The sequence below is a fragment of the Streptomyces sp. NPDC050988 genome (assembly GCF_044456225.1).
Lineage (GTDB): Bacteria > Actinomycetota > Actinomycetes > Streptomycetales > Streptomycetaceae > Streptomyces.
The window spans coordinates 1-21,335 of the sequence record NZ_JBITFQ010000033.1 but is presented as its reverse complement, the minus strand read 5'-3'; the positions used below and the strand labels follow the sequence as shown (position 1 = coordinate 21,335).

17 protein-coding genes are annotated in these 21,335 nt (G+C 70.6%); 8 read left to right on the top strand and 9 right to left on the bottom strand.

The window, feature by feature from the left end; genetic code table 11:
• Positions 1-275: 275 nt before the first annotated feature.
• Positions 276-773 (bottom strand): hypothetical protein, encoded by a 498-nt coding sequence (locus tag ACIBEI_RS41125; RefSeq protein ID WP_398895879.1) that lies wholly within the window; start codon positions 771-773, stop codon positions 276-278.
• 337 nt (positions 774-1,110) lie between these two features.
• Between ACIBEI_RS41125 and ACIBEI_RS41120 the strand changes: the two genes are divergently transcribed.
• Positions 1,111-2,256 carry a sugar ABC transporter substrate-binding protein gene (locus tag ACIBEI_RS41120; RefSeq protein WP_398895878.1) on the top strand — a complete coding sequence of 382 codons (1,146 nt, stop codon included), beginning with the start codon at positions 1,111-1,113 and terminating at the stop codon, positions 2,254-2,256.
• Positions 2,257-2,362: 106 nt separating this feature from the next.
• On the opposite strand, the gene ACIBEI_RS41115 is transcribed toward ACIBEI_RS41120, so the two are convergent.
• The 3 genes from ACIBEI_RS41115 to ACIBEI_RS41105 form a co-directional block, all read right to left on the bottom strand.
• Entirely contained in the window at positions 2,363-3,205 is an 843-nt protein-coding gene (locus ACIBEI_RS41115) for a transglutaminase domain-containing protein (protein ID WP_398895997.1), read from the bottom strand.
• A gap of 38 nt (positions 3,206-3,243) precedes the next feature.
• Positions 3,244-4,176: an alpha-E domain-containing protein gene (locus tag ACIBEI_RS41110; RefSeq protein ID WP_398895877.1), complete on the bottom strand. Its 933-nt coding sequence runs from the start codon at positions 4,174-4,176 to the stop codon at positions 3,244-3,246.
• Between the two features lie 116 nt (positions 4,177-4,292).
• Positions 4,293-5,837 (bottom strand): circularly permuted type 2 ATP-grasp protein, encoded by a 1,545-nt coding sequence (locus ACIBEI_RS41105; protein ID WP_398895875.1) that lies wholly within the window; start codon positions 5,835-5,837, stop codon positions 4,293-4,295.
• A 282-nt stretch (positions 5,838-6,119) separates the two neighbouring features.
• On the opposite strand from ACIBEI_RS41105, the gene ACIBEI_RS41100 reads away from it, so the two are divergent.
• The gene (locus tag ACIBEI_RS41100; protein ID WP_398895874.1) at positions 6,120-7,163 is read left to right on the top strand and encodes a LuxR C-terminal-related transcriptional regulator; all 1,044 of its coding nucleotides are present in this window, start codon (positions 6,120-6,122) and stop codon (positions 7,161-7,163) included.
• Here the strand turns inward: ACIBEI_RS41100 and ACIBEI_RS41095 are convergent.
• On the bottom strand, positions 7,117-8,112 hold the full coding sequence (locus tag ACIBEI_RS41095; RefSeq protein WP_398895872.1) for a LuxR C-terminal-related transcriptional regulator: 996 nt from the start codon (positions 8,110-8,112) through the stop codon (positions 7,117-7,119). The genes ACIBEI_RS41100 and ACIBEI_RS41095 overlap by 47 nt on opposite strands.
• Before the next feature lies 1 nt (position 8,113).
• Complete coding sequence (locus ACIBEI_RS41090; RefSeq protein ID WP_398895871.1) at positions 8,114-9,097, bottom strand: helix-turn-helix transcriptional regulator; 984 nt, start codon at positions 9,095-9,097, stop codon at positions 8,114-8,116.
• Between the two features lie 325 nt (positions 9,098-9,422).
• Between ACIBEI_RS41090 and ACIBEI_RS41085 the strand changes: the two genes are divergently transcribed.
• A complete protein-coding gene (locus ACIBEI_RS41085; protein ID WP_398895870.1) occupies positions 9,423-9,758 on the top strand; it encodes a hypothetical protein in 336 nt (111 codons plus the stop codon).
• Positions 9,759-9,995: 237 nt separating this feature from the next.
• Here ACIBEI_RS41085 and ACIBEI_RS41080 read toward each other — a convergent pair whose 3' ends face one another.
• A complete protein-coding gene (locus tag ACIBEI_RS41080; RefSeq protein WP_398895868.1) occupies positions 9,996-10,409 on the bottom strand; it encodes a pyridoxamine 5'-phosphate oxidase family protein in 414 nt (137 codons plus the stop codon).
• A 129-nt stretch (positions 10,410-10,538) separates the two neighbouring features.
• On the opposite strand from ACIBEI_RS41080, the gene clpB reads away from it, so the two are divergent.
• On the top strand, positions 10,539-13,151 hold the full coding sequence (gene clpB, locus ACIBEI_RS41075) for an ATP-dependent chaperone ClpB (protein ID WP_398895996.1): 2,613 nt from the start codon (positions 10,539-10,541) through the stop codon (positions 13,149-13,151).
• A gap of 264 nt (positions 13,152-13,415) precedes the next feature.
• Here clpB and ACIBEI_RS41070 read toward each other — a convergent pair whose 3' ends face one another.
• The gene (locus ACIBEI_RS41070) at positions 13,416-13,934 is read right to left on the bottom strand and encodes a DUF2617 family protein (protein WP_398895867.1); all 519 of its coding nucleotides are present in this window, start codon (positions 13,932-13,934) and stop codon (positions 13,416-13,418) included.
• A gap of 948 nt (positions 13,935-14,882) precedes the next feature.
• Between ACIBEI_RS41070 and ACIBEI_RS41065 the strand changes: the two genes are divergently transcribed.
• Complete coding sequence (locus ACIBEI_RS41065) at positions 14,883-16,076, top strand: pyridoxal phosphate-dependent aminotransferase (RefSeq protein WP_398895866.1); 1,194 nt, start codon at positions 14,883-14,885, stop codon at positions 16,074-16,076.
• Between the two features lie 135 nt (positions 16,077-16,211).
• A complete protein-coding gene (locus ACIBEI_RS41060; protein ID WP_398895865.1) occupies positions 16,212-17,411 on the top strand; it encodes a hypothetical protein in 1,200 nt (399 codons plus the stop codon).
• Between the two features lie 61 nt (positions 17,412-17,472).
• On the opposite strand, the gene ACIBEI_RS41055 is transcribed toward ACIBEI_RS41060, so the two are convergent.
• The gene (locus tag ACIBEI_RS41055; RefSeq protein ID WP_266499939.1) at positions 17,473-18,000 is read right to left on the bottom strand and encodes a YbjN domain-containing protein; all 528 of its coding nucleotides are present in this window, start codon (positions 17,998-18,000) and stop codon (positions 17,473-17,475) included.
• Between the two features lie 310 nt (positions 18,001-18,310).
• On the opposite strand from ACIBEI_RS41055, the gene ACIBEI_RS41050 reads away from it, so the two are divergent.
• The gene (locus tag ACIBEI_RS41050) at positions 18,311-19,981 is read left to right on the top strand and encodes a polyamine aminopropyltransferase (RefSeq protein WP_398895864.1); all 1,671 of its coding nucleotides are present in this window, start codon (positions 18,311-18,313) and stop codon (positions 19,979-19,981) included.
• A gap of 98 nt (positions 19,982-20,079) precedes the next feature.
• Positions 20,080-20,991, top strand: coding sequence for a carbon monoxide dehydrogenase (locus ACIBEI_RS41045; protein ID WP_398895863.1), 912 nt, complete (start codon positions 20,080-20,082; stop codon positions 20,989-20,991).
• Positions 20,992-21,335 lie beyond the last annotated feature (344 nt).

The window sequence follows — 21,335 nt, the reverse complement described above, 5'->3', positions numbered from 1 at the left end:
GAGGGGCAAGGCGAACAAGACGCGGCGGGTCGACGGCCGGGGGCGGGAACGCGAGGCGGGGCCCCCCCCCCCCCCCGGGGGGGGGGGGGGGGGGGGGGGGGGGGGGGGGGGGGGGCCCCAAATCGGCCTGCGGCCTCGTCCTCAAACGCCGGACGGGCTGGGTGGGGGCTGATGGGGGTGGGCGTTTCTCCGGCGGGAAACACCGCTCACCCCCCCCGTGATGCACGAACCCCTTTGAACCCTTGCCGTGAACCCCTTTGCCGTGAACCCCTTTGTCAGGGAGCCGGATTGGCAGGGGCCGGGCGGCACACCGTCGGCTCGTCGAAGATCTCGGCGAGGTCGCAGGCCAGATCGTCGTCCCAGTCGGCGGCGTCGGCGGCGTCGGCGCCGGCCCAGTCCTCCACGGCGGTGACGGCCTGCTCCTTCGTCTCCAGCGGCGCCGTCTGGACTGCCTGCGCCATCTGCTCCACGGGCGGCTTCGGCGGGGCCTGGAGCCAGCTGTCGAGGTCGCGTTCCGTGTAGCTCTCGACGCAGGCGACGATCGCCTCGCGGAGCGTGCTGGTGCCGGTGAGCCCGGCGAGCGCGGGCCAGTTGACGGCGCACGGGTCGGGGGCGGGCTCGGGTACGGGCAGGGGCGCGGCCGGCGCCACGGCACCGGAACCGGCACCCGCGTCGACCGTCGAGGCCGCCGCGGCCACCGCGGGCGTACCGGCCGTCACGGCCAGGCAGCCGGCCGCCAGAAGCGGTATGAGGCATCGGGAGAGCGTGCGCATGGGGACTCCAGAGTGAAGTGGGACACGAGCGGGACGAGCTGCCTGGTTCCGGCAACTGCTCCCGGCACCTCCTCCCAGCAACTTCCGAGAGCCGCGCCACCGCAAGCCGTACGCGGCCGAACAGGTGCCCGCACTGACCCGGACGTGGTGTTCTGGACGTTTCCGCCCAGGTCCGACCCACCCTCGACCCCCTCGTGCGACAAGCAGGTGTACCCCTGCCCGACGGATTTCCCCTACATCACCCCGGTCTCTCCACAGGTTTCTGTTGCGATCTCGTTAGCAGTTACTCCTTGACGCACCGGGAACCCCGACGTTGGCTTTTGTCACCTGGGCCCGCATGGTTGCGCCCTCGTCCGGAAGGCACCCGAAAGTGAACAGCGCCATACGTCGTACCGCCGTAGCCGTCTCGGCTTCCACGATGACCCTCATGCTCGCCGCATGCGGAGCACTGGACGGGAGCAGCGACGGCGACGAAGCGAGCCCGACCAAGGGCGACGACATCACGGTGGGGCTGCTGCTGCCGGAGAAGTCGAACTCGCGCTACGAGAAGTTCGACTACCCGATCATCAAGGAGAAGGTCGAGACACTGACCGACGGCAAGGGGAAGGTCGTCTACGCGAACGCCGAGCAGGACGCCGCCGAGCAGAACAGGCAGCTCGCGCAGATGGTGGCCGACAAGGTCGACGTACTCCTCGTGGACGCGGTGGACTCCAAGGACATCGCCTCCGGGGTGAAGAAGGCCAAGGAGGCGGGGATTCCCGTCATCGCGTACGACAGGCTGGCCGAGGGGCCGATCGACGCGTACGTCTCGTTCGACAACGAGGCGGTCGGCCAGGTGCAGGGCCGGGCCCTCGTCGACGAGCTCGACGGCGGCAAGTCGCAGAAGATCGTCATGATGAACGGCGCGGTGACCGACCCGAACGCCGCCCAGTTCAAGGACGGCGCCCTCGGCGAGCTGAGCGGCAAGGTGACCATCGCCAAGTCGTACGACACCAAGGAATGGAAGCCCGCCAACGCCCGGGCCAACATGATGGCCGCGATCTCCGCCATCGGCGCCGACAACATCGCCGGGGTGTACTCCGCCAACGACGGCATGGCCGGCGGCATCATCTCCGCCCTGAAGGCGGCCGGGGTCACCTCGCTGCCGCCGATCACAGGCCAGGACGCGGAGCTGGACGCGGTGCAGCGCGTCGTCATCGGCGACCAGTTCATGAGCGTCTACAAGCCCTACCCGCAGGAGGCCGAGACCGCCGCCGAGATGGCCGTGGCCGTCGTCCGCGGCTTCGGCATCGAGTTCGACTCGCTGACCCCCGACAAGGCCACCAGCCCCACGAATAAGAACATCCCGGCCAACCTCCTCCAGGTCTCCGCCCTGACCAAGGACACCATCAAGTCGACGGTCCTCCGGGACGGCATCTACACCGCCGACCAGATCTGCACGGCCAAGTACAAGACGGCCTGCGACTCCCTCGGCATCAAGTAGCACCTTGGCCGGTGCGTGGTCGACGCGCGTAACCGGGATGGTCCAGGGGTTTTCCCACATCTGTGGAAAAACCCCTGAACCTGCTGGCCCACGGGGGCCCGGCAGCTCACGCCACCCGCGTGAACTCCACCGTCACCTCCGGCGGGCCCCCGGCGACCCCTCGGTAGATGCCCTTGTGCGGGGTCACGTCGTCGTAGTCGCGGCCTCGGCCGACCACGACGTGGGACTCGTTGGCGCGGGTGCGGTTGGTGGGGTCGTGGCCGGTCCAGTCGCCCGCCCAGTACTCGACCCAGGCGTGGCTCTGGCCGGCTACGGGGCGGTGCAGTTCCGCGTCCCGCTCGGGGTGCAGATAGCCGGACACATAGCGGGTCGGCAGGCCGAGGGCCCGCAGGAGCCCGGCCGTCAGGTGGGCTATGTCCTGGCAGACGCCCGCGCCCTGATCCCAGGCCTCGGCGGCGCTGGTGTTCACGCCGGTGGAGCCCGGGATGTACGAGACCCGGTCGGCGACCAGGTCCGAGACCGCGACCGCCGTCTCGTGCGGGTCCAGGCCCGCGGCCGCCGTGCGGGCCCGCTCGACCAGCTCCTCGGGGACGGCCGTACGGGACGTCTGGACCGAGTGTTCCAACAGGCGGGAGTTGGCCACCCGTTCGGCCACCTCCGTCCAGGTCGGGGCCGGTGACAGGTCGGCCGGCGGTGCCGTCTCCACCAGGCTCACCGCCGTGATCGTCAGATCCTCGTGCGGCTCCATCAGGTCGAAGCCGGTGACCTGGGTGCCCCAGTAGTCCCAGTACGACCAGGTCGGTGTGGACGGGTTGACCAGGACGCGGGCGTCCAGGGTCGTCTGGCCCGGCAGCGTCAGCGGGGTCATCCGGACCTCGTTGTGGGAGCGGACCGCGGCCTGCGCGTACGAGACGCGGGTGATGTGCCGGATACGGAGCCGCCGGGTCATCGGCGTGTTCCCGTTGGCGCTCGTGTTGGCGTTCATGCTCACGCTCCTTCCTGGGCCCACTCGACGGGCCCCTGGTACGGGAAGAACTTCTCCGCGACCGCCTCGGCGGAGGCCATGCAGGACGTCTGCAACTCCCGTAGGAGGGAGGGGAGTACATCCTCCAGGGCCGTCGAGTCCAGGTATTCGAGGCGGGTGCGCATCCTGCCGATCGGGCGGCGCGCCGGGTCCTGGCGCGGGCGGCCGAGCGCCGCCAGGCACTCCTCCGCCGTGGTCAGCGCGTGCAGCACCGAACGCGGGAACTCCCGGTCCATGATGAGGAATTCGGCCACCCGGGCGGTGTCCCCGAAACCGCCGTACACCCGCGCGTACGCCTCGTCCGCCCCGCTCGCGCTGAGCAGCGTCGGCCAGTCGGGCGCGTGGGCCGCGTCCAACACCCGTACGGACAGCAGCCGTACGGTCATGTCCACCCGCTCCAGGCTCCTGCCGAGCACCACGAAACGCCAGCTGTCGTCCCGGCTCATCGTCGAGTCGGCGAGCCCGAAGAAGAGCGCGGCTCGCCTGCGGACCAGCTCCAGATAGGCGTACGGACCGGTGCGGCGGGCCGCCAGACGCTGGTCGGCGAGGGCGTGCCAGGTGGAGTTGAGGCACTCCCACATCTCGGAGGAGACGGCCTCGCGGGCGCTGCGCGCGTTCAGCCGGGCGGCGCCCAGCGCGCCCTCGATGGAGCAGGTCGAGCGGGCGTCGAAGGCCAGCTGGTCCAGGACCTGTTGCATGTCCACGGCGTCGGTGCCGGCGTCGACGCCGAGGATCGCGTACAGCGAGCGGCAGGCCACGTCCTCGTCCCGCCAGGGGTCTTCGAGGAGCCGGTGCAGATACGCGTCGAGGATGCGGCCGGTGGCGTCGGCCCGTTCGACATAGCGGCCCGTCCAGGTCAGTGCCTCGGCGATGCGGGAGAGGATCACGTCGTTCACGGCCGTACCTCCTGCTCCTTGAGCTGCTTGAGCGGCTTGAGTTGCATGTGCTGCCTGAGCTGTTCGAGCTGCTTGTGCTACCTGTGCTGCTTGTGCGGGCACTCCATGTGTGGCCGTCATTGCTGCTGCGCCCCTTCCTGCGGGACGAGGTGGTCGCCGTCGGGGCCGAGCTGACGCGGGACGACCTCGGGCAGGGGGCCGGAGGGCTCCGCCGCCGGGCCCTCCGCGGGACCCTCCGCGAGCACCCAGGTGTCCTTGGAGCCGCCGCCCTGGCTGGAGTTGACGATGAGGTTGCCCTCCTGGAGCGCGACCCGGGTGAGCCCGCCGGGGAGCACCCACACATCGCTGCCGTCGTTCACGGCGAACGGCCGAAGATCGATGTGGCGCGGAGCCATCCGCTCGCCCGCGAGGGTCGGGGAGGTGGACAGGGCCACCGGCCGCTGCGCGATCCACCCCCGAGGATCGGCGAGGACCTCTTTGCGTACGCGATCCAGCGTGTCCCGGTCCGCGTGCGGCCCGATCACGATGCCCTGCCCGCCGGCCCCGTCGACCGGCTTCACGACGAGCTGGTCGAGCTGGTCGAGGACCGCCTCCAACTGTCCCGGCTCGTCGGGGCGGAACGATTCGACGTTGGGGAGCACCGGCTCCTCGGACAGGTAGTACCGGATGAGATCGGGAACGTACGTGTAGAGGAGCTTGTCGTCCGCGATGCCGTTGCCCACCGCGTTCGCGAGTGTGATGTTCCCGGCCTGGGCGGCGTTCATGATGCCGGGGCAGCCGATCACCGAGTCGGGCCGGAAGTGCAGCGGATCGAGGAAGTCGTCGTCGAGCCGCCGGTATACGACATGGACCGGCATCTCGCCGCGCGTGGTCCGCATCCACACCCGGTTCCCCCGGCAGACCAGATCGTGCCCCTCGACCAGCTGCACGCCCATCAGCCGTGCCAGCAGGGCGTGTTCGAAGTAGGCGGCATTACTGGGACCGGGGGTGAGCACGACGACGCGCGGGTCGCCGACCCCGTCGGGCGCCGCCGCCCGCAGCGCCGCGAGCAGCCGCTGCCCGTACCCGTCGACCGGCAGCACATGCTGCTCGGCGAAGAGCGAGGGGAAGATCCGGGTCATCGCCCGCCGGTTCTCGATGACGTACGAGACCCCGGACGGCACCCGGACGTTGTCCTCCAGGACCCGGAAGTCGCCGTCCTCGTCCCGTACGAGATCGATGCCGGCGACGTGGATGCGTACCCCGCCCGGAGGCTCCACACCGTGCGCCGCCCGGTGGAAATGGGGGGAGTTGAGGAGGAGCCGCCAGGGCACGACCCCGTCCTCGAAGGCCCGGCACGGCCCGTACGCGTCGGCGAGGTAGGCCTCAAGCGCCCTGACCCGTTGAGAAACGCCTCGCTGAATGAGATCCCATTCCAGCGCGTCCAGCACCCGTGGCACGAGGTCCAGCGGCCAGGGCCGCTCCTCACCCGCGAACGCGTACGTCACGCCCCGGTCCGTGAACGACCGGGCCATCTGATCGGCCCTGAACCGAAGTTCGGCCGGTTCCATCGGTTGGAGTGCCGCCAGCACCGGCTCATAGGCGGCCCTGACCTCACCCGGCCGCTCAAACATCTCGTCCCACGCGTCGGCCAACGCGTACGCGTCAAATATGTCCGCCATGGCCTGACGTTAAGTGTGGTTCGTAACGCGCCGATCACTCGGTTATTTCCGGCAGCTCACGCGGGTCGCGCGTTTGCTCACCGTCCTCATGCGTCGCACATGCGCCGCACCGTCCGATTCGCGACCGCCATCAGCTTGTTGCAACGAGCCATGCTGTGGTGGTGACAAATACCCATTTACTGTGCCGATAAGGGGCAGGGATGCGGCGAAGCCATGTTGCGGAGGCGGTGGCAGCCGCGCATAGTTGCGCTCCGGAAGAGGCTTGAACCGGGGGTTGAGGAGATGGCCGGGCACGGGAAGGAAGCGCATCCGCACGGTGCTGACCGCCTGTGCGAGGCGGGGGACCGGGTGTACTCCCGGGCGGTGCGACGCGGCCGGGTGTCCCGTGTGGACGCCGAGACCGTGCCCTGCCTGGTCGAGCTGGCGCTGCTGCATCCCGACCCCGACGACATGGGCTGGCTGGTGCCGACCTCGCCGCAGGAGGTCATGACACGGCTGCTGCGGGAGATGCACGAGCACGTCGTCGCGACGCAGTCGCGCATGGGCTCGGCGGTCTCCGCCTTCGAGTGGTACGCGGCCCTCGGCGGCAACGCCCACTCGCGCGCCGAGGGCGTGGCGATCCGGGTGCTCGACGGACTGCCCCGGATCCGTGCCGCGATGGACGAGGCGACCGAGGCGTGCGCGTCCGAGGTGCTGGCCGTCCAGCCGGGCGGCATCCGCCGCGAGGACGAACTCTCCGAGGGCCTGCACCGCGCGATGGCGCTGCGCCGACGGGGCGTGCGCATGCGCGACCTGTACACGCATGTGGCCCGGCACGGGCAGGGCCTGCTCAACTACATGGAGCTGATGGGCGACTCGGCCGAGGCCCGCACCCTGGACGAGGTCACCGAGCGGCTCATCGTCTTCGACCGCACGGTCGCCTTCATCCCCGCGAGCTCCGACCGCACGATCGCCCTCGAACTGCGTCACCCGGCGCTGGTGGACTACCTGGTCACCGTCTTCGAACGGCTCTGGCGCCTGGCGATCCCCCTCACCGCGCCCCTCCCGGACACGGGCATCGAGGGCATCACGCACCGCGAGCGCTCCATCGCGGCGCTGCTGGCGGAGGGCCACCAGGACGCGGTCGTCGCCGAACGCCTCGGCATCAGCGTCCGCACCTGCCGCGCCCACATAGCCCGCCTCTCGGAGACGCTTGGCGCCGCCAGCCGCACCCAACTCGGCGTCCGCATAGCCCAGGCGGGCCTCGACGGCCCACCCCGCGACCCGGAACTCCAGCCCCTCACGGCTCCCGGTCCCGGGGTTCCAGAATCCCCGACCGACCGATGAGATAGCCGAGCTGGGCACGGCTCTCGCTGCCGAGGGTGGCGGCGAGTTTGGCGATGTGGACGCGGGCGGTACGGATGTTCAGTCCGAGCCGGTCCGCGATGGCCGCGTCGGTGTGACCTTCGACGAGGAGGGCGGCGATGGCGTGCTGGCGGGGGGTGATGCCGTTGAGGGATGGGCGGTGTACGGCTTCGGGGTGCATGGGGGTGGCCAGGCGCCAGAGGCGGTCGAAGGTGGTGACGAAGAAGGTGAGCAGGGCCGGCGTGCGGACTTCCAGCGCGGCCGTACGGTCCTTGCTCGCCGCTACGAACGCCACAGCGCGGTCGATGACCAGTAGCCGTTCGGTCACTTCGTCGAGGGTGCGCGCTTCGACATCGCCCCGGAGCAGCTCGTAGCGGGCGATCACCGGAGGCGTATGGCGGACCGGGTGCTGGTAGAGGGTGCGGATGCGGGCGCCCCGATCCAGGAGTGCCTGGTCGCGTTCCAGGGCGGCGCCCAGGGTTTTGGCGGCCAGGCCGTTGTGTGGCTGGATCGCGAGCAGCTCCTCGCTCGCGTCGGCCAGGGCCTCCGTGATGGCCAGGTCGATCTGTCCCTTGCCACGGAGGAACCTGATCGTGGGGGTGTCCGGTAGGGCCGGAAGGCCGCCCTCGATCCGCATCAGTGGTTCGAACGCTTCGGCCAGCCGAACCTCCCGTCGGCGTTCCTCCACGATCCGCTCGTCGAACGCCCGAAGGAGCCTGGGCAGCGCGACGGTCGGTGCCGTGGGCACCAGGCGCTGCTCGTCGTCCATGGCGGGGTGCAACAGACCGAGGTCGAGCAAGCAGGGAGCGGCTTCGCCATCGACTCCGGGCACACTGCCCTCGCGCAGGGCACGGGCGTACAGACCCATGCCTGCTTCGCACAGCTCCTCGTCTCCGTGCGCGTGGAGGTTGGGGCTCTCTCTGGCGGACATGTCAGTGATCCCGCTCCAGGAGCCCCGACTGCGCTATGAGGAATCCGAGTTGGGCCCGGCTGCCGCTGCCGAGGGCGGAGGCCAGCTTCGCGATGTGGGCGCGGCAGGTGCGGACGTTCATACCCAGGCGGCGGGCGATGGCCTCGTCGACATGCCCCTCGATGAGGAGTTTGGCGATGGAGCGCTGGACAGGGGTGATGCCATTGGGGTCGACGTCGTTCGGGACATCCTCGGTCAGCGGGACCGCGCGCTGCCAGAGCTGTTCGAACACCTTGCTGAGGTACATCACGAGTCCGGGGTGCCGGAGTTCGAGAGCGACCCGCCGGTCGTCGCTGGCGGGGATGAAGGCCACGGTCCGGTCGAAGATGATCAGACGCTCTATGAGCTCTTCCAGCGTGCGGACCTGGATCTTACCGTCGGATATGTGCTCTATGTAGGCAAGTGTGCTCTGGCTGTGGCGGGCCGTGTGCTGGTACAGCGTGCGCATCCGGACGCCGCGGTCGGTGAGGGGCCTGTCGCGCTCCAGGGCCTGCATCAGGGTGTCGGCATGCCGGCCGCCGCCCGGCTGGACGGTGAGCATCTCGGTATGGCACTCGGCGGTGGCGTAGTTCAGCGCCGTGTTGATCCGGTCGAACCCTTCCAGCACCGTGATGGCGTGGATGCTCGCCTGACTCTGGGTGCTGATGGCGATGAACGGGTCGAAGGCGTCGGTCAGCTCGATCGTGTGGCGCCTGTGCTGCTGGATCTCGCGCTCCAGCGGGTGCAGTCGCTGCGCGAGCGCGACGGTGGGCGGAACCGGACGCAGCCAGTTCGCGTCGTCCGGATCAGGATGCAGCAGGGCGAATTCGAGCAGGCACGGAGCGGCTTCCACCTCCCCGCGAGTGATCTTTCCGGAGCGCAGAGCGCTGGCGTAAAGCCGCGCTCCTTCGGTGCACAACTCAGTGACAGCATGGGGATGTGTCGGGTTTGAGTTGTTTGTTGTCATTTCTCCACCCCCCAGGGTCCTGAACGTGCAGGAACATGATGCATCGCTCCTGTGGCATTGACGTGCCTGAATGAGCCATCGTCTTGTCACGACGGGGGAGAAGATTCGATCAAGTGAGGACGAAGCCGACTATGCGCGCGAGATTGCTTGGTTCAGTACTTGCCGCTGTCTTCTCCGTTCCAGTGGCCGTTGGCGCTCTTGGCGGTGCAGGACAGGCCGACCCGCCGCCCGACAGCGGATGGGACATCATCCAGGCGGCGGACCCGGTGACTCTGGCCGTTCCGGTGGACAGCGGCTGGGACTCCGCTCCGGTGGACGCAGAAGCATGACCACCCCACCCGACGACCGCTCCTTCCGCCGAGAAATGGCCACCGCGTACCGCTCCGGCTGGCACTTCATCGACCTGGCCACGGCTGTCCCCCACAGCGGTGACTCGTTGATGGTGACGGTGTTCGGGGAGCCGGTCGTGGTGACCCGGGACGACGACGACGACCTGCGGGCGTACCGGTGTCTGCGACGGCCTCGGGGGGCGCCGCAGCCGGTACGGTGCGCCATTCGGTACGGAATGATCTTTGTGAACCTCGACCAGCGCGACCACCGGCTGGCCGAGCCGGAAGCCCCGGACGTACGAGCCATCTCAGCCACCCCCCGCAGTGCCTGACGCGATTCCCCCGTCGTTGTAAATCGCTCAGGCGCTTCCCCCCGCAGCGGCGTCACCGTGACCTGAACACGGTGACGCCGCTGTAGTTTCCAGGCATATTTCAGGGCATCCACCGGTTCCACAAGGGCTGAAATCAGTCTGGTACCTGACTTGGTGCCTGAGTCGGTACCTGACTTGGTGTCTGGCCCGGTGTCTGACCGGTGCCCCGTCGGGCGCCCGCCCCGCGCCGGTCCCCCGTCACCCATGCCCCATCGCCGACGTCAGCGCGATCTCGACGACCACCCGGGACGGGTTGGGGGACGGCGTCCGGCCGTAGCGCTCGGCGTACCGCCGCACCGCCTCCGCGACCCGCGCCGGATCCGTGGAGACCGTCGCGCGCCCCTCCAGCGTCGCCCACCGTCGCCCGTCCACCTGGCAGACCGCGACCGGGACGCCGTCGGGCCCGCCGGCCTGCACGTTCCGGACCTTCGTGCTGGACTTGTTCGCGATCACCCGAGCGAGACCGGCCTCCGGATCGTATGTAACCCCGACGGGCACCACATGCGGCGTGCCGTCGGGACGGAGGGTGGTCAGGGTGCACACGTGACGTTCCCGCCAGAAACCGAGGTACGAGTCGTCGGGATCGTGCGGGTTCACGGGGTACGAGGCCATGGACCGGAACCTATCCGCTGAACCTCGCCCGCACCTTCTTGAGTGGAATAGACTCAACTTTGTGTACGTTGGTTGGGTCAGCCAACCCGGAGCACGTATGTGCCGGAGCACGAGGAGGAGAACGGACACGTGGACGCCGAGCTGACCAACAGGAGCCGGGACGCGATCAACGCGGCCAGCAACCGGGCCGTGACCGGGGGTCACGCCGATCTCACCCCCGCGCATCTGCTCCTCGCGCTGCTTGAGGGGCAGGAGAACGAGAACATCACCGACCTGCTGGCCGCCGTCGAGGCGGACCAGGCCGCCGTACGGACCGGCGCGGAGCGCGTACTGAGCGCGTTGCCCAGCGTGACGGGCTCCACCGTCGCCCCGCCGCAGCCCAACCGTGAGCTGCTCGCCGTCATCGCCGACGCCTCCGAGCGAGCGAAGGAGCTGGGAGACGAGTACCTCTCCACCGAGCACCTGCTCATGGGGATCGCGGCGAAGGGCGGCCAGAGCGGGGACGTACTCTCCCAGCAGGGGGCCAGTGCGAAAAAGCTGCTTGAGGCCTTTCAGAAGAGCAGGGGAGGGCGCCGGGTGACCACCCCGGATCCCGAGGGCCAGTACAAGGCACTCGAAAAGTTCGGTACGGACTTCACCGCGGCCGCGCGTGAGGGCAAGCTCGACCCCGTCATCGGCCGTGACCAGGAGATTCGCCGGGTCGTGCAGGTGCTCAGCCGCCGCACCAAGAACAATCCCGTCCTCATCGGCGAGCCCGGCGTCGGCAAGACCGCCGTCGTCGAGGGGCTCGCGCAGCGGATCGTCAAGGGCGATGTGCCCGAGTCGCTCAAGAACAAGCGGCTCGTCTCGCTCGACCTGGGCGCGATGGTGGCCGGCGCCAAGTACCGCGGTGAGTTCGAGGAGCGCCTGAAGACGGTGCTGGCCGAGATCAAGGACTCGGACGGCCAGATCATCACGTTCATCGACGAGCTGCACACCGTCGTGGGCGCGGGCGCCGGCGGCGACTCCTCCATGGACGCCGGCAACATGCTGAAGCCGATGCTCGCCCGCGGTGAGCTGCGCATGGTCGGGGCGACGACCCTGGACGAGTACCGCGAGCGGATCGAGAAGGACCCCGCCCTCGAACGCCGCTTCCAGCAGGTGCTGGTCGCCGAGCCGACCGTCGAGGACACCATCGCGATCCTGCGCGGACTCAAGGGCCGGTACGAGGCCCACCACAAGGTCGTCATCGCGGACAGCGCGCTCGTCGCCGCCGCGACCCTCTCCGACCGGTACATCACCTCCCGGTTCCTGCCCGACAAGGCCATCGACCTCGTCGACGAGTCCGCGTCCCGGCTGCGGATGGAGATCGACTCGTCCCCCGTCGAGATCGACGAACTCCAGCGGGCCGTCGACCGGTTGCGCATGGAGGAGCTCGCGCTCGACAAGGAGACCGACCCTGCCTCCAAGCAGCGCCTGGAGAAGCTGCGCCGCGACCTCGCCGACAAGGAGGAGGAGCTGCGCGGCCTCACCGCCCGCTGGGAGAAGGAGAAGCAGTCCCTCAACCGCGTCGGTGAGCTGAAGGAGAAGCTCGACGAACTGCGCGGCCAGGCCGAACGGGCCCAGCGCGACGGCGACTTCGACACCGCCTCCAAGCTCCTGTACGGCGAGATCCCCACCCTGGAAAGGGACTTGGAGGAAGCCTCCGAGGCCGAGGAGGAGGCCGCCAAGGGCACGATGGTGAAGGAGGAGGTCGGACCGGACGACATCGCGGACGTGGTCGGCGCCTGGACCGGCATCCCCGCCGGCCGCCTCCTCGAAGGCGAGACGCAGAAACTCCTGCGCATGGAGGAGGAGTTGGGCCGCCGCCTCATCGGCCAGACCGAGGCGGTGCAGGCCGTCTCGGACGCCGTACGCCGCACCCGCGCGGGCATCGCCGACCCGGACCGCCCGACCGGCTCGTTCCTCTTCCTCGGCCCGACCGGCGTCGGCAAGACCGAACTCGCCAAGGCCCTCGCGGACTTCCTCTTCGACGACGAGCGGGCCATGATCCGCATCGACATGTCGGAGTACGGGGAGAAGCACAGCGTGGCCCGGCTGGTCGGCGCGCCGCCCGGCTACATCGGCTACGAGGAGGGAGGCCAGCTCACGGAAGCGGTCCGTCGCCGTCCGTACAGCGTCGTGCTCCTCGACGAGGTGGAGAAGGCGCACCCGGAGGTCTTCGACATCCTGCTCCAGGTGCTGGACGACGGCCGCCTGACGGACGGCCAGGGGCGGACCGTCGACTTCCGCAACACCATCCTGATCCTCACCTCGAACCTCGGCAGCCAGTATCTGGTCGAGCCGCTCACGTCCGAGGAGGAGAAGAAGCAGCAGGTCCTGGAGGTCGTACGGGCTTCCTTCAAGCCGGAGTTCCTCAACCGGCTCGACGATCTGGTGGTCTTCTCCGCGCTGAACAAGACGGAGCTGGAACGGATCGCCCGGCTGCAGGTGGAGCGGCTGGCGAAGCGGCTTTCCGAGCGGCGGCTGACCCTGGAGGTCACGGACGAGGCGCTGGCCTGGCTCGCCGACGAGGGCAACGACCCGGCGTACGGGGCGCGGCCGTTGCGGCGGCTCGTCCAGACCGCCATCGGGGACCGGCTCGCCAAGGAGATCCTCTCCGGCGAGGTCAACGACGGCGACACGGTGCGTGTGGACGCGTTCGGGGAGGGCCTGATCGTCGGCCCGGCCGCGACTGCCTCTGCCTCCGGCAAGGAGCTGTAGGGAGGCCGTAGTTCGTGTGCGGCCCGGTGGGGGCTGATCGCGCAGTTCCCCGCGCCCCTAAAGGCAGGGGCTGCGCCCCCTGAAGACGGAGGACGGGGGCGCAGCCCGTCTTTCGTCTTCAGGGGCGCGGGGAACTGCGCGCTCAGCCCAGAACAACCCGCGGTCAACTCACCACGCTCGGCCCCACTCACCTCAGGGGCGCGGGGAACTGCGCGACAAGCCCCCACCGGGCCCGCACATCATCACCGGACCCAGGACCCCCTCTCACGCCGGCGCAGCCACCCGCACACCCACCCGCGTGCGGGTAGCCACCAGCTGCCCGTCCTGCGGATACGCATGCCACGTGCGCCAGTGCACTTGCCCCTCGTACCGCTGGGCGAGCATCGCCGTGAAGGCGTGCGGACTGCCGGGGAAAACCCCCGCCAGACCGTTCGGATGGTCGGCCACCAGCGCGAGCAACTCCTGTGCGCGCCCCGCGAACGAGCCTCGCGACAACGTCTCGACGCGCGCGGCGAACTCGTACTCCCAGTCGCCCACCCGCTTGGCGACGCCGAGCGGCAACGGTGTGCTGCTGCCCGGGATACAGGCGACGGTCTCCGAACAGCAGCCCCGCTCCTCCTCCAGTAGCACCTGGTGGGACGCCCCGAGCAGTCTCAACTGGAGCTTCGAGCCCGAGAGTTCCAGATCGAGCGTGGCGAGCGCGGGCAGCGGTTCGCGACCGAGGGCCCAGGCGAGATCGGCCGCACGCGTGTCGGTGTAGGCGGTGTTGAGGGTCGTGAGCATGGGTCGGCTCCGCTGCACGCAAAAGAGTGGGGTTGGTGTCTGTGAAGGGGTGAAGGCGAGTCGGTCCGTCGCACCCCGGTCGGCGCCAGGCGGGGATTGGGCCCGGGCGGCCAGGTCAGAAGGATGTTCCGGGGTCTGCGTCGGCGATTACGAGGGAATCATGAACGGCGCGTCCGCCACAGCGTTTTTACCCAACTTCGTAGGGTTTCCATCCCCCCGAGGGCTCCACAGCTCAACTGTTCAACCAAGAAGTGCGCCATTGGCTCACACGTGCGCCTTCACGCCCCCCGCTCTCCCAACGCCCCTCAACGTCCCTCAACACTCCTCGACACCCGCCCGGCTCTCCTCACACGGCGAAGCGCCCGCCCGGCGGAGAATCCCGACACACGGCGACGTGCCCGCCGGGGGACGAGACCCCGCACACGGCGAAGCGCCCGTCGGGAGGCGACTCCCGACGGACGCTCGTGGTGCCGGACGGCCCGGACGCGGATCCCCGTCCGGAGCTCAGCTGCCCCGTGTCAGCTGCCTCCGCCGCATCCGCCCCCACCGCCCCCACAGGACGACCCGCCTCCGCAGGAAGAACCCCCCGTCGAACAGCCGCCGCCCCCGCCCGAGCCCGAACCCGAGCCGCCGGCCCACCAGCTGTGCCTGTTCCGGCGCGAACGCCTCGCGCCGCTGCTCCTCGCCCCGGACACGACCGCCAAGACGGCCACCGCGATGAATGCCACCAGGATGATGCCTCCGATCATGGCGCCACCCTCCTTTCGTTCCCCCGAAGCGGCCCCCCGTGGGCTCTGCTTCTCGCCGGTGCTTCTGTCTTTGTTTCTGCCTGTCCCTCTTGCTGCTCTGCTTGCTGCTTTCCCGCGTGTGCTTCTTGTGTGAAGGGGGGATGCCCCCGCGCTTCACGGACCAAAGCAGAGTTGAGCAACTCCAGAGGTTGAGCGCAGGATGACGGTCATGACCTCCAGCGCACGCCGCCCGCTCCTCAACCGCCGCCTCGCAGAGTTCGGCACGACGATCTTCGCCGAGATGTCGGCCCTGGCCCTGAGTACCGGCTCGATCAACCTCGGCCAGGGCTTCCCCGACACCGACGGCCCCGAGGAGATCCGCGAGGCGGCGGTACGGGCGCTGCGCGACGGCCGCGGCAACCAGTACCCGCCTGGCCCGGGCGTGCCCGAGCTGCGTACCGCGATCACCGCGCACCAGGAGCGCCGCTACGGCCTCACGTTCGACCCGGACACCGAGGTCCTGGTCACGGCGGGTGCCACGGAGGCCATCGCCGCGGCCCTGCTGGCCCTCCTCGAACCGGGCGACGAGGTGATCGCCCTGGAGCCGTACTACGACTCGTACGCCGCCTGTATCGCGATGGCGGGCGGTACGCGCGTACCGGTCACCCTGCGCCCCCACGAGGGTGCCTTCCGGCTGGACCTGGACGAGCTGCGCGACGCGGTCACGGACAACACCCGGCTGCTGCTGATCAACACCCCGCACAACCCGACAGGCACGGTCCTCACCCGCGAGGAGCTCACCGCGATCGCCGAGCTGGCCGTCGAGCGGGACCTGCTGGTCGTCACCGACGAGGTGTACGAGCACCTGGTCTTCGACGAGGCGGAGCACATCCCGCTCGCGACCCTGCCCGGGATGCGCGGGCGCACGGTCACCATCGGGAGCGCCGGCAAGAGCTTCTCGTTCACCGGCTGGAAGGTCGGCTGGGTGACGGCCGCGCCCGACCTGGTGGCGGCGGTCCGCTCGGCCAAGCAGTTCCTGACGTACGTGGCCTCGGGGCCCTTCCAGTACGCGGTCGCCGAGGCGCTGGCGCTGCCGGACACGTACTTCGAGGCGTTCCGCGCGGACATGCGGGCCAAGCGGGATCTGCTCGGCGCGGGACTCTCGGAGGCGGGCTTCGAGGTGTTCAGGCCGGCCGGGACATACTTCATCACCACCGACATCCGGCCGCTCGGTGAGAGCGACGGGTTCGCGTTCTGCCGCGCGCTGCCCGAGCGCGCGGGCGTGGTCGCCATCCCGAACGCCGTCTTCTACGACCACCGCGAGGCCGGGGCCCCCTTCGTCCGCTTCGCCTTCTGCAAGCAGACGCCCGTCCTGGAGGAGGCGGTGAAGCGCCTCAAGACGCTCGCCGGTTGAGCCCGGCGGGCAGGCGGGCGCGGGAGCCCGGTGCTGTCACGATGACGCGCCGGAACGACGGAGAAGCGGGGGAATTCGCACTCTCCCAGCCGCGCGTTGCTCGCAAATGATACGAATTGCCAGCAATCTTCGGTTGTGACCCAAGCAAGTACCCTCGCGCCCCCGCCCCCCACCGTCACAGAGCCCGCCACCGAGGGCCGTTCCCGTCCGCGTCCGTCCCCGGTGGCGGCGATGGGTACCGCCCTCGGGCTGTTCGCCGCCGCCCGGCTGCTGGGCGCCGCGGCCGTCGCCATGACCGCCTGGGCGACCGGCGGGCACCCGGTGCTCCTGCTCGGCCGGTCCTGGGACTCCGTCTGGTACCTGCGGATCGCCGGCGACGGCTACGGGCGCAGCCTGCACTTCCGCCCCACCGTCGTCCACAGCGACCTGGCGTTCTTTCCGCTCTACCCGGGGCTGCTGCGGGCCGTCACCGAGCTGACCCCGCTCAGCGGCCCCGGCGCCGGCCTGCTGATCTCGTGGACGGCCGCCGCGGTCGCCGCCTGCGGGATCTACGCGATCGGGGCCCGGCTGCACGATCGTGCCGTCGCCACCGCCCTGGTCCTCCTGTGGGGTCTGCTGCCGCACTCCGTGGTGCTCTCGATGGCGTACACGGAGCCGGTCCTCACCGCCTTCGCCGCCTGGTCGCTCTACGCCGTCCTCACCGGCCGCTGGGTGTGGGCGGGCGCCCTCGCGGCCTGCGCGGGGCTGGCCCGGCCCAACGGCTTCGCCGTGGCGGCGGCCGTGCTCGCGGCGGCGGCGTACGAGATCCTCAGGCGGCGCGGAAAGGTTTCCCACAGGCTGTGGACGGGCGCGGCGCTCGCGCCCCTCGGGTGGGCGGGGTTCTTCCTGTGGGTGGGGCGGCGCAAGGGTGATCTGCTCGGCGGGTACTTCGAGGTGCAGCGGCTGTGGGGCTCACGCTTCGACTTCGGCCTCGGCGCGCTGCGCTTCGTCAAGCATCTGCTGCTCCACGGCGACCGGCTGGTCTTCCCCATGTCGATGGTGATCGTGGCGGTCGGCCTGCTGCTGTACGGGCTGCTGATCGCCGACCGCGCGCCCCTGCCGCTGCTGGTCTACGCGGGCGCGCTGCTGCTCGTCGCGGTCGGCGGCGCCGGCTTCTTCGAGTGCAAGCCGCGGTTCCTGCTTCCGGCGTTCCCGCTGCTGCTGCCGCTGGCCTGCGCACTCGTACGGACGGCGAGAGCCCGACCGTGGCACGCGACCCTGGTGGTCGGCGCCCTGGCCGGGCTCTCGTTCGCGTACGGGGCGTACCTCGTCGTGCTCGCCCACAAGCCGCTGTGAGCCGCCGCGCGGCCGTGGCCCGCGGGGCTCGTGCCCGAGTGTCCGAGTGCCCGAGTGAGGACTACTCGTCCTCTTCGGGCTTCTCGGCCTCGTCGATCTCCTGCTCCAGGCCGAGCTGCTCGACGAGCCACTTGTCGAACTCGATGGCGGCCCGCACCCAGCTGACCGTGGACGACACGAAGTGCTCCAGGCTGACGCCGGTGCCGATCAGCATCTGCGCCTCGCCGATCAGGCGGACGGTGCCGTCGTCGTGCGTGTGGCTGTAGACCTTCGGCCAGAGCGTGCGCCGGTTCCAGTCGTCGATCGACTCGAGGAGCTGGGGCTTCTCCTCGATCTGGTGCGGCCGGTCGTAGAACGTCCGCACCGAGAAGACCTGCTGGTCACCTTCACCGCGGAACATGAAATACGTGCGGAACTGCTCCCACGGCGCCGCGAGGTCACCCTCGTCGTCGACGACATACTTCAGCTCCATTTGGTCCAGGAGCTGCTTCACAAGGTCCTGATCAGGGACGACGGGGCCCGCCGGTCCGCCGGGGTTCGGCTCGGGCTGGCCCCCGAAGTTCGGAATCGAGGACGGGTCGATAGACATTCGGTGGGTACTCCTGAGGATTGCACGTGGTTACCTGACTTCGACCCTAGCCCTGATCGGCGTTCAGTAGTCCTTTGGCCCCAGGAGAACCCCAGGAGAATCGGACAGAGCCCCGGAGCGAGCCCCTGTAAGGGGCGCGGGGAACTGCGCGCTCAGCCCAAACGGACCCGCACCCGAAAACGCGACCGGAAAAGACAGAACCACCCCGTTCACGGCCCGTACGCGCCCTGGCCAAAGTATGCGTTCAGGCCCGATTTTCCACACGTGTGGGTGACAGGACGCAGTTGTTCGGTGACGTACCGTTCGCTGGGTGATCGAGCCGCACGCCACCGCCCAGCCCGGCACGGCCACGGCCCCCGCCCAGCCCGGCACGGCCACGGACCGGCCGGGCACGGCCACGGCCCCGCCGCCGCCCCGGAGCGGCCAGGGCCCGGCGCGTCTGCCGGTCAGCACGGCCACCGGCCGGTTCCTCGTCCTCGCAGGCGTCTTCATCTGCGCGGCCTGCGGACTCGTGTACGAACTCGAACTCGTCGCCCTCGCCTCGTACCTGATCGGCGACTCGGTCACCCAGGCCTCCGTCGTCCTGTCCGTGATGGTCTTCGCGATGGGCCTCGGCTCGCTCGTCGCGAAGCGCCTGCGCAGCCGCGCCGCGGCCGGTTTCGGCGCCGTCGAGGCTCTGCTCGCGCTCGTCGGCGGCTGCAGCGCGATGGCCCTGTACGCCGTCTTCGCCTGGACCGGCGACTGGGGCGGCGCCTGGGAGGGCGGATCCAGCTACCTCCTCGTCGGCTTCTCCCTCGCCATCGGACTGCTCATCGGCGCCGAGGTCCCCCTGCTGATGGAGCTGATCCAGCGCATCCGCAGACAGGACGCGGGCGGCGCGGTCGCGGACCTGTTCGCCGCGGACTACGTGGGCGCGCTGGTCGGCGGCCTGGCCTTTCCCTTCCTTCTCCTGCCCCTGCTGGGCCAGTTGACCGCGACGCTGATCACCGGAACCGTCAACGCCATCGCGGGCGGCGCCCTCGTCCTCGGCCTGTTCCGGCAGGACCTGAGCCGGCGTGCCCGCTGGCTGCTGGTCGTCGCCAACCTCGTCGTCCTCGCGCTGCTCGCCTCGGCCGCCGTCCTGGTGGACGACTTCGAGCGGGCCGCGCGGCACGCGGTGTACGGCAAGGACGTACGCGTGGCGATGCACACCGAAGTCCAGGAGATCGTCCTCACCGGAGGCACGGACGGCCGCCCCCTCGACCTCTACCTCGACGGACGCCTGCGGGTCAGCGGCAGCGACGAACACCGCTACCACCAGGCCCTCGTCCACCCCGCGATGAACGGCCCGCACGCGCGCGTGCTCGTCCTCGGCGGCGGCGACGGCCTCGCCGTGCGCGAGGTGCTCCGGCACGCCGGCGTACGGCAGGTCGACGTCGTCGAACTCGACACGCGGCTCGTGGAGTTGGCCCGCACCGACCGGGCGCTGTCCGAGCTGAACGGACACGTCTACGGGGATCCGAGGGTGCGCGTGGTCGCCGCGGACGCGTTCGGCTGGCTGCGCCGGGCCCCGCGGGGCGCGTACGACGTCGTGGTCTCCGATCTGCCCGATCCCGGGATCACGTCCAGTACGAAGCTGTACTCGCAGGAGTTCTACGGGCTCGCCCGGGGCGTCCTCGCCGGCGGCGGGCGGCTCGTCGTGCACGCGGGGCCCGTGGAGTCGCGGCCGCGGGCCTTCTGGACGGTCGACGCGACGGTACGGGCGGCCGGCCTGCGGACCGTCCCGTACTCCGTGGCCGGACGCGACTCGGCGGCGGCGAGCCGGTCCCGGGCCCCGCACGACTGGGGGTTCGTCCTCGCGTCCCGCGCCCGGCCGCAGCTGCGTACGCCGCCGGGCACCCCGTACGTACCGTCCCTGCGGGCAGACGCGCGGGCGGCGGAACGCACCCGGCTCACCGGTCTGCCGCCGTCCACGCTGGTGCATCCGAGGTACACGGACTGACACGGACTGACTCCGACCGAGTCGCTCTGCCGGCGGATCCGGGGGAATCCCCTCATACAGAGGTGCGGTACGGGCGGTGCTGGGTAGGCTCGGCCGACATGGAGCATGAGGTGTTCGTTCCGGTTCCCGTCGAGTCGCTGCGCGAGGCTCTCGCCGATCCCGCGCGGGTGGCCCGGGCCGTGCCCGGGCTCCAGCAGGACGCGGGGACACCGCCCGTCTCCGGCCGCCTGAAGGTACGCGTCGGCGGGCATGCCATCACGTATCGCGGGGCGCTCACCGTCTCCCCGCAGGACGACGGCACGTACGCCGTCGAGGCCGACGCCACCGAGGCCCGCGGCAGCGGCACGGTGAAGCTCGCCCTCACCCTGTCGCTGCGCTCGCGCGAGGACGATGATCCGAGTGGCTCGACCGTCACCTTCACCGGTACGGCGTCGGCCGACGGCCGGGTCACGGAACTCCCGACGGACGCGGTGACCTCGGCGACGACGCGCCTGCTGAGCCGGTTCGCGGAGGGGTTGGCGGTGCCGGACGCGGCGGCCTCCGGCGGTGAGGCGAGGGGGGCGGGGGCGGCCCCCGAGTCCGAGGCGTCCGCCCCCGAGCCTGAGGCGTCCGCCCCCGCACCTGAGGCGGCGGCCCCGGAGCCTCCGCCGGCCGAGGAGCCCTCGCCCGCCGAGCAGCCCCCTGCCGCCGAGGAGACCTCTTCCATCCACGAGGCCGAGGTTCCGCCTCCCTCGCTCGAACCGTTCGCCGAGGAGGACTTCGAGGGGGGTTTCGAGGGCGACGCGGTCCCGGCGTCGGACGCTCCCGCCGAGGCGGCGCACGCCCGGCGCACGATGATCGGCCGCAGCGCGGAGGAGGTGGACCACGCGCCTCCGCGGGGGCGTTACGCCCCCGTGCCTGCCCCCGAGGCGGCGGGGCCCAGCGCGGCCCTCCGCTGGGCGGCCCCCGCGGCGGCCCTCCTCCTGGCCTCGGCGGTGGTACTGGGCCGAGCCCTCCGCAAACGCCGGTAGATGTCCCGGGTGCGGGTGGGTGGGGGTTGCTCGCGCAGTTCCCCGCGCCCCTGAAGGGGCCCACCGCCGGGAAGCCGTCTGCGGGTTGTCGTGGGCTGGTCGCGCAGTTCCCCGCGCCCCCAAAGACAAAAGCAGGGGCGCAGCCCCGCTTTTCAGGGGCGCGGGGAACTGCGCGACCAGCCCCAACGCACTCGCACCCGACACACCACATCGGGCCCCCCCCCCCCCCCCGGGCGGGGGGGGCGGGGGGCCCCCCCCCCCCCCCCCCCCCCCCCCCCCCCCCCCCCCAACACCCCCCCCCCCCCCCCCCCCCCCCCCCCCCCCCCCCCCCCCCCCCCCCCCCC